This window comes from Mycobacterium sp., from assembly GCF_032162105.1.
Classification (GTDB): Bacteria; Actinomycetota; Actinomycetes; order Mycobacteriales; family Mycobacteriaceae; genus Mycobacterium.
Genome location: NZ_JAVRPS010000402.1, coordinates 1 through 7355, shown reverse-complemented (window position 1 = coordinate 7355; position 7355 = coordinate 1). Strand labels below are relative to the sequence as shown.

General features: G+C 65.5%; 8 protein-coding genes and 1 pseudogene. 2 read left to right on the top strand and 7 right to left on the bottom strand.

Annotated features, from left to right (window positions below; translation table 11 throughout):
* From QOC69_RS20625 to QOC69_RS20605, 5 genes are all read right to left on the bottom strand, one after another.
* The coding region (locus QOC69_RS20625; protein WP_526443013.1) for a bile acid:sodium symporter at nucleotides 1–199 on the bottom strand (199 nt) is incomplete at its 3' end.
* On the bottom strand, nucleotides 199–1080 hold the full coding sequence (locus tag QOC69_RS20620; protein WP_526443011.1) for an isocitrate lyase/PEP mutase family protein: 882 nt from the start codon (nucleotides 1078–1080) through the stop codon (nucleotides 199–201). The genes QOC69_RS20620 and QOC69_RS20625, both read right to left, overlap by 1 nt.
* A 160-nt stretch (nucleotides 1081–1240) precedes the next feature.
* Complete coding sequence (locus QOC69_RS20615; RefSeq protein WP_526443009.1) at nucleotides 1241–2671, bottom strand: sensor histidine kinase; 1431 nt, start codon at nucleotides 2669–2671, stop codon at nucleotides 1241–1243.
* Nucleotides 2668–3360 (bottom strand): response regulator transcription factor, encoded by a 693-nt coding sequence (locus tag QOC69_RS20610; RefSeq protein ID WP_526443007.1) that lies wholly within the window; start codon nucleotides 3358–3360, stop codon nucleotides 2668–2670. Before QOC69_RS20610 ends, QOC69_RS20615 begins: the two co-directional genes overlap by 4 nt.
* Before the next feature lie 121 nt (nucleotides 3361–3481).
* Nucleotides 3482–3739 (bottom strand): hypothetical protein, encoded by a 258-nt coding sequence (locus tag QOC69_RS20605; protein ID WP_526443005.1) that lies wholly within the window; start codon nucleotides 3737–3739, stop codon nucleotides 3482–3484.
* A 336-nt stretch (nucleotides 3740–4075) separates the two neighbouring features.
* Here QOC69_RS20605 and QOC69_RS20600 point away from each other — a divergent pair, with 336 nt between their 5' ends.
* Nucleotides 4076–5203, top strand: coding sequence for a protein phosphatase 2C domain-containing protein (locus tag QOC69_RS20600; protein WP_526443015.1), 1128 nt, complete (start codon nucleotides 4076–4078; stop codon nucleotides 5201–5203).
* Nucleotides 5204–5567: 364 nt separating this feature from the next.
* Nucleotides 5568–5804, top strand: coding sequence for a hypothetical protein (locus QOC69_RS20595; RefSeq protein WP_526443003.1), 237 nt, complete (start codon nucleotides 5568–5570; stop codon nucleotides 5802–5804).
* Nucleotides 5805–6033: 229 nt separating this feature from the next.
* On the opposite strand, the pseudogene QOC69_RS20590 reads toward QOC69_RS20595, so the two are convergent.
* Nucleotides 6034–6612, bottom strand: a pseudogene (locus QOC69_RS20590) (COG4705 family protein); the annotation flags it as partial.
* 45 nt (nucleotides 6613–6657) lie between these two features.
* On the bottom strand, nucleotides 6658–7134 hold the full coding sequence (locus QOC69_RS20585; RefSeq protein WP_526443001.1) for a transposase: 477 nt from the start codon (nucleotides 7132–7134) through the stop codon (nucleotides 6658–6660).
* Between the last annotated feature and the right edge of the window lie 221 nt (nucleotides 7135–7355).

Sequence of the window (7355 nt, the reverse complement as noted above, 5' to 3'; positions counted from 1 at the left end):
GCAGCCGCCAGTGCCGCAATCCGGCCAACGCATCATGGAGTGACAATCGGGCGCCGTAGAGGAAGAACAAGAGGCCGATCGCGATGGCAGTGGCGTGCGTGCACTCGACTGCGACGATGCCGCGCGCGGGCAGCAGCGATGCGATCCCGACGGTGACGAGCAGCAACAGAATGTAGGGATCTAGGCGGAGCCTGGACATCAACCGGCGACGCGCAGTTGATCGGGCCGGTCCAGCCGGGGTCGTGGGTGATGTCGGGAAATGTTCTCCTCCAACAACGCTATCGAGGTCGCCACGCCCACGTCGTCGGACTTGACCTCGGCAAGGCGACCATCGTTGGCGCGCAGTTCGACCAACGCGTGGGCCATTGCGGTGTGCGCGGCGAACAGACACGGCGTCGAGTAGATGGCCACGTTGATGCCCAGATCCTCGAGCTCGGTCAATGACAGTCGGGGTGACATGCCACCTGCAATCTGGTTGAACAGCAGGGGCTTACCGCCGACGACGCTGCGCACCTTGGTTATCCATTCCACGCTTCTGACACCGTCGACGAGCAGTACGTCGGCATCGGTGGCCGCCAGCATCTCGGCCCGGCGCAGGATCTCGCGCTCTTCGGTTGCGTCAGTGCGGGCCACGACCAAGAGCTCGGTCCTGGTCTGGAGCACCATGTTCAGCTTCTCCAGATACTGCTCGATCGGCAGGATCTGCTTGCCGCTGACGTGGCCACAGCGGCGTGGCCGCTGCTGGTCCTCCAGGATCACCCCTGAGGCGCCGATGCGCTCCAGATTCTCCACGACGTGGCAGGCCACTTCCGGATCGACGTATCCGTCGTCGATGTCGACCAGAAGGTGCTGTTGCGGGAAGGCAAGCCGTAACCGCTGCACGAAGCTGACCATGTCCGGCCATGCGATGAACCCGATGTCGGGCAACCCGTAGTAGGAAGCGGCGAAACCGAAGCCCGAGACGAACATCCCGCCATAGTGTTGGGCTGCCAATGAGGCCGAGTACATGTCGAATATCCCGATCAGCGGTGTCGTACCCTCGCTGTGCACCTCGGTGCGAAGCGCGTTTCCGTAACCCATGTCGTATCCCTTCAGATCTCGGCACAGACCTCCTTACGTCCAGGTCTGCGCGCTTGAATTGCTACCGACACTGTGCGTGCGTCCTGTTGAAAGCTCGCGAAGACCGCCTGAGTTGACTCTCAGGCGTCGCGTTGTGGAGGCAGAACCTGTGGCGGCGGTGTCAGGGCAGAGCCGGTAACTCCACCCACACCTTGGCGCCGGGGTGGTTGTCGTCGATCCGTACTCGTCCCCCGTGCGCCGTGACGATGTCGGCGACGATTGCCAGGCCCAGACCGGTGCCGCCGGCGTCTCGGGCCCGACCTTCGTCGAGGCGGACGAACCGCTCGAAGACGCGTTCTCTGTCTGCCAGAGGAATGCCCGGTCCATCGTCGGCGATGATCAGCGTTGCGATTCCACCTGCGCTGGCGGAGGCGCGGTTGCCCGCGGGTGGGGTGTCGCGGAACAGTCTGACGGTCACGGTCTGGTCTGCGTGTCGCACGGCGTTGCGGATGAGGTTGCGGATCACCCGGTGAAGGGCGACGGGGTCGCCGAGCACACGCACTGGGGAGATGCCGGTGGTGTCGAGGTGTGGCGCGCCTCCTTCGCGGGCCTCCCGCACGGTCTCCCACACCAGATCGTCGAGGTCGATGGGACGGCGGTGCAGGCGGGGGTCTGCATCCAGGCGTGCCAGTTGCAGCAGGTCGTCTACCAGAGCCGCGAGGCGCGTGACCTGTTGCAAGGACAGTTGTCTCGTATCGGCGATCTTCGCGTCCCCTTCCCCTTCGGGCGCGTGGCGGAGGTCAATCTCCAGCCGGGCGCGCAGTGTCGCCAACGGAGTGCGCAGTTCGTGGGCGGCGTCGGCGACGAACCGGCGCTGGCGATCCGCGGCGGTCGCGATCCGCTCCAGCAGATCGTTGAAGGTCTGGGCCAGGCGTCCCAGCTCATCGTCTGACGCCGGGACGTCGAGGCGTTGCTGCAAATCCGTCCCCGGGATGGCGGCCGCTTGGCGACGGATCACGTCGACAGGGCGCAGTGCCCTGCCGACCAGCAACCAGCCGACTAGCGCAAGTAATGCAACCATCGTCGGTACACCGAAGATCAACGCGGCGCCGAGCTCGCTCGCGCTGTCTTCCAGGGGGGTCGTCGCCGAGCCCACGTACACGGTTGCGGGACCAGAAGGAGAGGTCACCGCGACCGCAGCCACCCGATACGGTCCATCCAATGCCGAAGAAGTGACGGTGCCGAGTGCCGGGGCGTCCGCCGCGGGCGAAATGAAGAACAACCGTGGTTCGCCGTCGATGTCGCCCGAACTGCTGATCACGTTGCCGGCCCCGTCGACGACCTGAAGTACGGTCGATTCTCCCGCGGAGCGAGCCACTCGCGGATTGGCGTCACCCTTGGCCACCTCGGCGGCCACCTCGTCGACCTGCTGGGTCAGGTTCGCGTCCAGATTGGCCGCGAGCACGCTGTCCACCCGCCACACCAATAGCGCTGCGGCGGCGGCCATCCCAACCGCGATGACGATGGTGGCGGCAGCAGTCAGCCGGGCCCGCAGTGATAGCCGCAGCCACCACGACCGCGTCGGGCGCGGCAGGTCAGCCTCGGTAGTCACGTACGGACACGTCGTGCCACGTCATCGCGAAGCCGGTACCCGGCCCCGCGGACCGTCTCGATGCTGCGCCGGCCAAACGGCGCATCGATCTTCCGGCGCAGGTAGCCGACGTACACCTCGACTACATTGGGGTCACCGTCGTAGAACGTGTCCCACACGTCGGCCATGATCTGGGCCTTGGACACCACCCGGTCGCGGTGACGCATCAGATACTCGAGCACCGCGAACTCCCTTGGCGTGAGATCGATTTCGGTGCCGGCCCGCCAACAGGTGCGCGACCCGGGGTCGAGTATCAAGTCTCCTGCGACCAACTGCGCTGGACGTTCCGGAGCCCCGCGGCGGATCACCGCCCGCAGGTGCGCCAGCAGGACGACATACGAAAACGGTTTGGTCAGATAGTCGTCGGCACCAAGATCAAGAGCGTCGGCCTCATCGTATTCACCATCCTTGGCGGTGAGCATCAGGACCGGGACCCACACCCCTTCGCTCCGCAGTCGGCGCACCACCTCGTAACCCGACAGCCCCGGCAACATGATGTCCAGGACCAGCGCGTCGTATTTGACGGTCTGCATTCGAGTCAACGCCAGGACACCGTCGCCGACGATGTCGACGGCGAATCCATCTGCCCGCAGCCCGGCGGCCAGCGTTTCGGCCAGCGCCGTCTCGTCCTCCACGAGTAGCACCCGCATACCCCACCCGCCTTTCGCCGATCTGCCCGTATCAGTTTCGTCCGTTCACGCCCGAACGGCGGCGGACCCGACGAATCTCTCGGTCCGCCGCCGGCCATCGCGGCGGCCGGCGGCGGAGCGATCAGCGGGTCGGCGGTGCGGGAGGAACGGGAGTGTCCGGCACCTCCGGACCGTTCTGGTCACCTTCCTGGACGTTGTCCGTGTCGGCGGCATCGATTCCGTCCGGGCTGTCACCCGGTTCCGGAGTGTCCACCACTGTCGGAGGTGCCGGCGGGGGCGGTGTGGGCGTCGCGTTGGCGACGGCGATTCCTCCTCCGATCGCAGCGCCGGCAAGTGCCGATGTCACTGCGGCGACGATCCTGCTCTTTCGGTTCAGCATTGTCGATCCTCTCTTCGCAGCCCATTTGGCTGTTGGGTCCAACATGCCGACTGGAGCTTGTGTAGTTGCTGAACGAGGCTGAGAACGGTCACAGGTGGGGTGATCCGCCGTAGCTGAGAGCGTGCTCAGCCGTGCACAGGATCGCCACAAGTGGGCGCAGCATGCTGGCGTCAACAGCCGCAGACGGCTGAACTGCACGAAGGGCCGACAATGCTGAACCGAAACGACGGGGTCTTGGCCGACGTAGTGCCGAGGCGGTCCGCGGCGCCGCGGAGCTGCGCGCGCAGAACGACGGCCACCGCCAGCCAACCGAAGACGAAACCCGATCGGCCCCTCATTCGACTCGAGATCGACGATGGGACCACGGTCAGCGTTCGGGGTCGGGGTCTGATCGGGCGCGACCCGGCCCCCGCCAGCGGTGAGAAAGTCGAACATTTGATCACCCTCGCTGATGAAACCCTCTCGGTGTCACGGACCCACCTCGAGTTCGGGATCGGGGAGTCGGGTCTGTGGATCCGGGACCGTTCCTCCACCAACGGCTCCGCGATCGAGATGCAAGGCCGCCGGATCCCCATCGAGTCGGGATTGCGGGTGCCAGTCCCGGCGGGTTGCACGATCCATCTCGGTGCGCGCCAGGTGAGAGTGCGGATTATTCAGGGCTGCGTGGTGATGGATGCCGCGACGATCGATTGGGGTGCGGCGACCCACGCGGGTGCGGTGCACGAACGTCGTCACGAAGGCAATCAGGACGCGTACTTCACGGGGCCGCCGGTGTTCGTCGTGGCAGATGGAATCGGTGGTCACTGCGCCGGCGATGTCGCCAGCCGTGAAGCGGTCGAGGCATTCTTGCCACTGGTTGACCAAGTCCAGGTGACCGGAGCGATGCTCACGGCATGCCTGTCGGATGCGCAGGCGCGGATTGCACGCATCGCCGTCGACGGCGGGCGGCCCCCGGGATCCACTCTCAGCGGCGTGATCGCCACTCGCGTCGACGGCGTGCCGTCGTGGTTGGTGGTGAATATCGGCGATTCACGCACCTACCGGCTGGATTCCGACGCCTTGCGCCAGCTCAGTGTCGACCATACCGTCGTGCAAGAACTGATCGACAGGGGCGCGATCGCGCCGTTTGCAGCCTCGTCCCATCCGGCCCGGAATCAGCTAACCCGTGCGCTGCTTGCTGGAATTGAGTACCCGGCCGACATCTCGGTGTTGCCGATGCGGGCCGGTGACCGGATCCTCGTATGCTCAGACGGTCTGACCGGGGACCTGGACGATGGATTCATCGCAGGAGTGTTGCGGACGACGTCCGATCCGCAGGTCGCCGCCGAGAGCCTGATCAGGGCTGCGATCGACGAGGGCGGACATGACGACGTGACCGCACTGGTGGTCGATGTTCTTGCAATCCGTCACGGCACCAGCCAATCCCAGACTCCGCGGCCGGGAATGCCCGTGCGGCAGAGGTAGCCGCGAATTGTACTAACCCGCTTCAGCCTGTTGTGAGGACGTCACCACGAATTGTTCTCCAATGGTTCAGATCTCGGGGACCGGCGAGCGACACATCGTCGACCCGAAGCAAGGCGACTACGAGGAACCCGGCCAGCTCGCAGCGGCGCCGAACCGTTCGCGCGACGCGCCATGAGTCGTCCCGCCACGATCACCCGGGACAGGGATCACTAGCGGCAGTACGGGGGGCCATTGGTGCTGGCAGGAAGGCGCTGATTCCCACTGGGGGGCAACATGGTTGGGTGTCAGCCGCAGCGACACACATTCGACGGAGGGCAATCCTGGAGTGAGCCTGACCAGGACCAACCATCGAAGGAGTACCACCATGCGAATCAAACTGACCCGCATCGCACCGCTGTTGGCGGCGGGAGCTGCCGCGGTAGCAATCACCGCCGCACCGATTGCCGCAGCCGCAACCCCCCAGCAGTCCTGCGCCGGAAACGTCTGCCAGTCGCCTGGCAATGTCCAGATCAACGACGCTCCTCCCCCCGTCAGTTTCTATCCCTACGGAGGCGAGGCGTTTCTGCTCGGCGGCGGCGGCGGCGGCGGCGGACACCGGTAGCGGTCAACCACCATGCGAATCAGTCCGACATACTTCACGCCGCTGTTAGGGGCGGCAGTTGTCGCGGCTGCGATCTCCGCGGCGCCGATCGCCGCGGCCGCTCCCGCTCCGGCAGCAACGTCGGCGGTCGCCACTGCACCGACGGCCCCGAGCGATCCCGCCCAGGCTCAGTCCTGCACCAACATGGGCGGCACGCAAACCGAATGCCAGTCGCCCGGCAATGCCCAGCTCAATGACTCGCTTCCCCAAGTTGACTATTTTCCTTACGGAGGGGGCGCAACCTAACTTCGGTGGGTTGGGTGATGAGTTCGCCATTGGGGTGCTGCGGTGCCCAGGTGCGCCGGTGCACCGGGGCCGGCAGCGGGCTCAGGGGCGACGACGGACGTCGATGGCCTGATAGGTGATCAGCACGACAAGCACCGCGAGCAGGGCCGCCGAGGTCCAGACGGTGCCCCAGGCCAGGCCACCGTGATCGCGGGGTTTGCTCAGGAAGTCGCCGACGGTCGCGCCCAACGGGTCGGGTGAGCACGAACGCGATCCAGAACAGCAACATGGCGTTGATGCGGGTGACGTAGTGCCCCACGAGGAGGAGCAGCATGATCGCCGACAGGGTCAGTGCGCTGTCGCGGAATCCGAGTCCGAGGCTGTCGGCGAGGAAGTCGCCGCTGGAGGTGCCCAGGCTGTTGGAGAGCAAGGTCGCGACCCAGAACAGCACCTCCCCACGGAAGGATGCGAGGTTTTCCACGTCGAGGGTTTGTCCGCTGCGCCACCAGATAAGGAAGACGATCGCCAGGCCGGTGGATAGCACGTTGACGTTCCTCCCCACGGATGAATCCGGGGGATTCCAACCTGGTCACGCCGCGGGAGCGGAGTGGTGGGGTTGGGGCAGTAATTCCTCGCGGTTTCCTGCTGGTTCCTGCTTCGACGTCTCTGTAGCGCCCGCGGGTGCTACAGATTCTCGGCAGGCGGTGACCGCAAGCCCTGCGGCCAAAACATTCTTGGCGGCGTTCACATCCGCGTGCTCATGATGTGAGCAGTGGGTGCACCGGAATACCGCTTGGCTCTCACGGGATTTCGGATCCACATGCCCACACGCAGAGCAGCGTTGCGAGGTGAATGCTGCCGGAACCTTCACCATCTGTGTCCCGGTATAGCGGGCGGCACGATCTGACCGCTGCCACGTTGGGGCGGTCTCATCACGCTCGCCAGGGTCACCAACCGCTGCTATGAACGCGCTGAGGTCTGCTGAAAGCTCCCTCAGGGATCCGCTATCCGTGTATCCAAACGCCGCGTGGACTATCTGCCTCGGTGGGGCCTCATGGTGGTGCACGGGCCGACGAAGTGCCCGATACGCCGTTCAATCACAACGCAACTCGCGGCGGTACCTGTGCGCGCTCTCAGCCGGGCTCAGCGTCGGCACACCATTGGGTGGGCACGGTGAGGGCACGCCAGATTGGTGGAGATTCGAAGAAAGGGAACTGAACAGATGGACCTCACAGACAAGATCGTGGCCGCGGTGAGCGCGGCGCTGGCCGCCGTTGCGATCGGCGG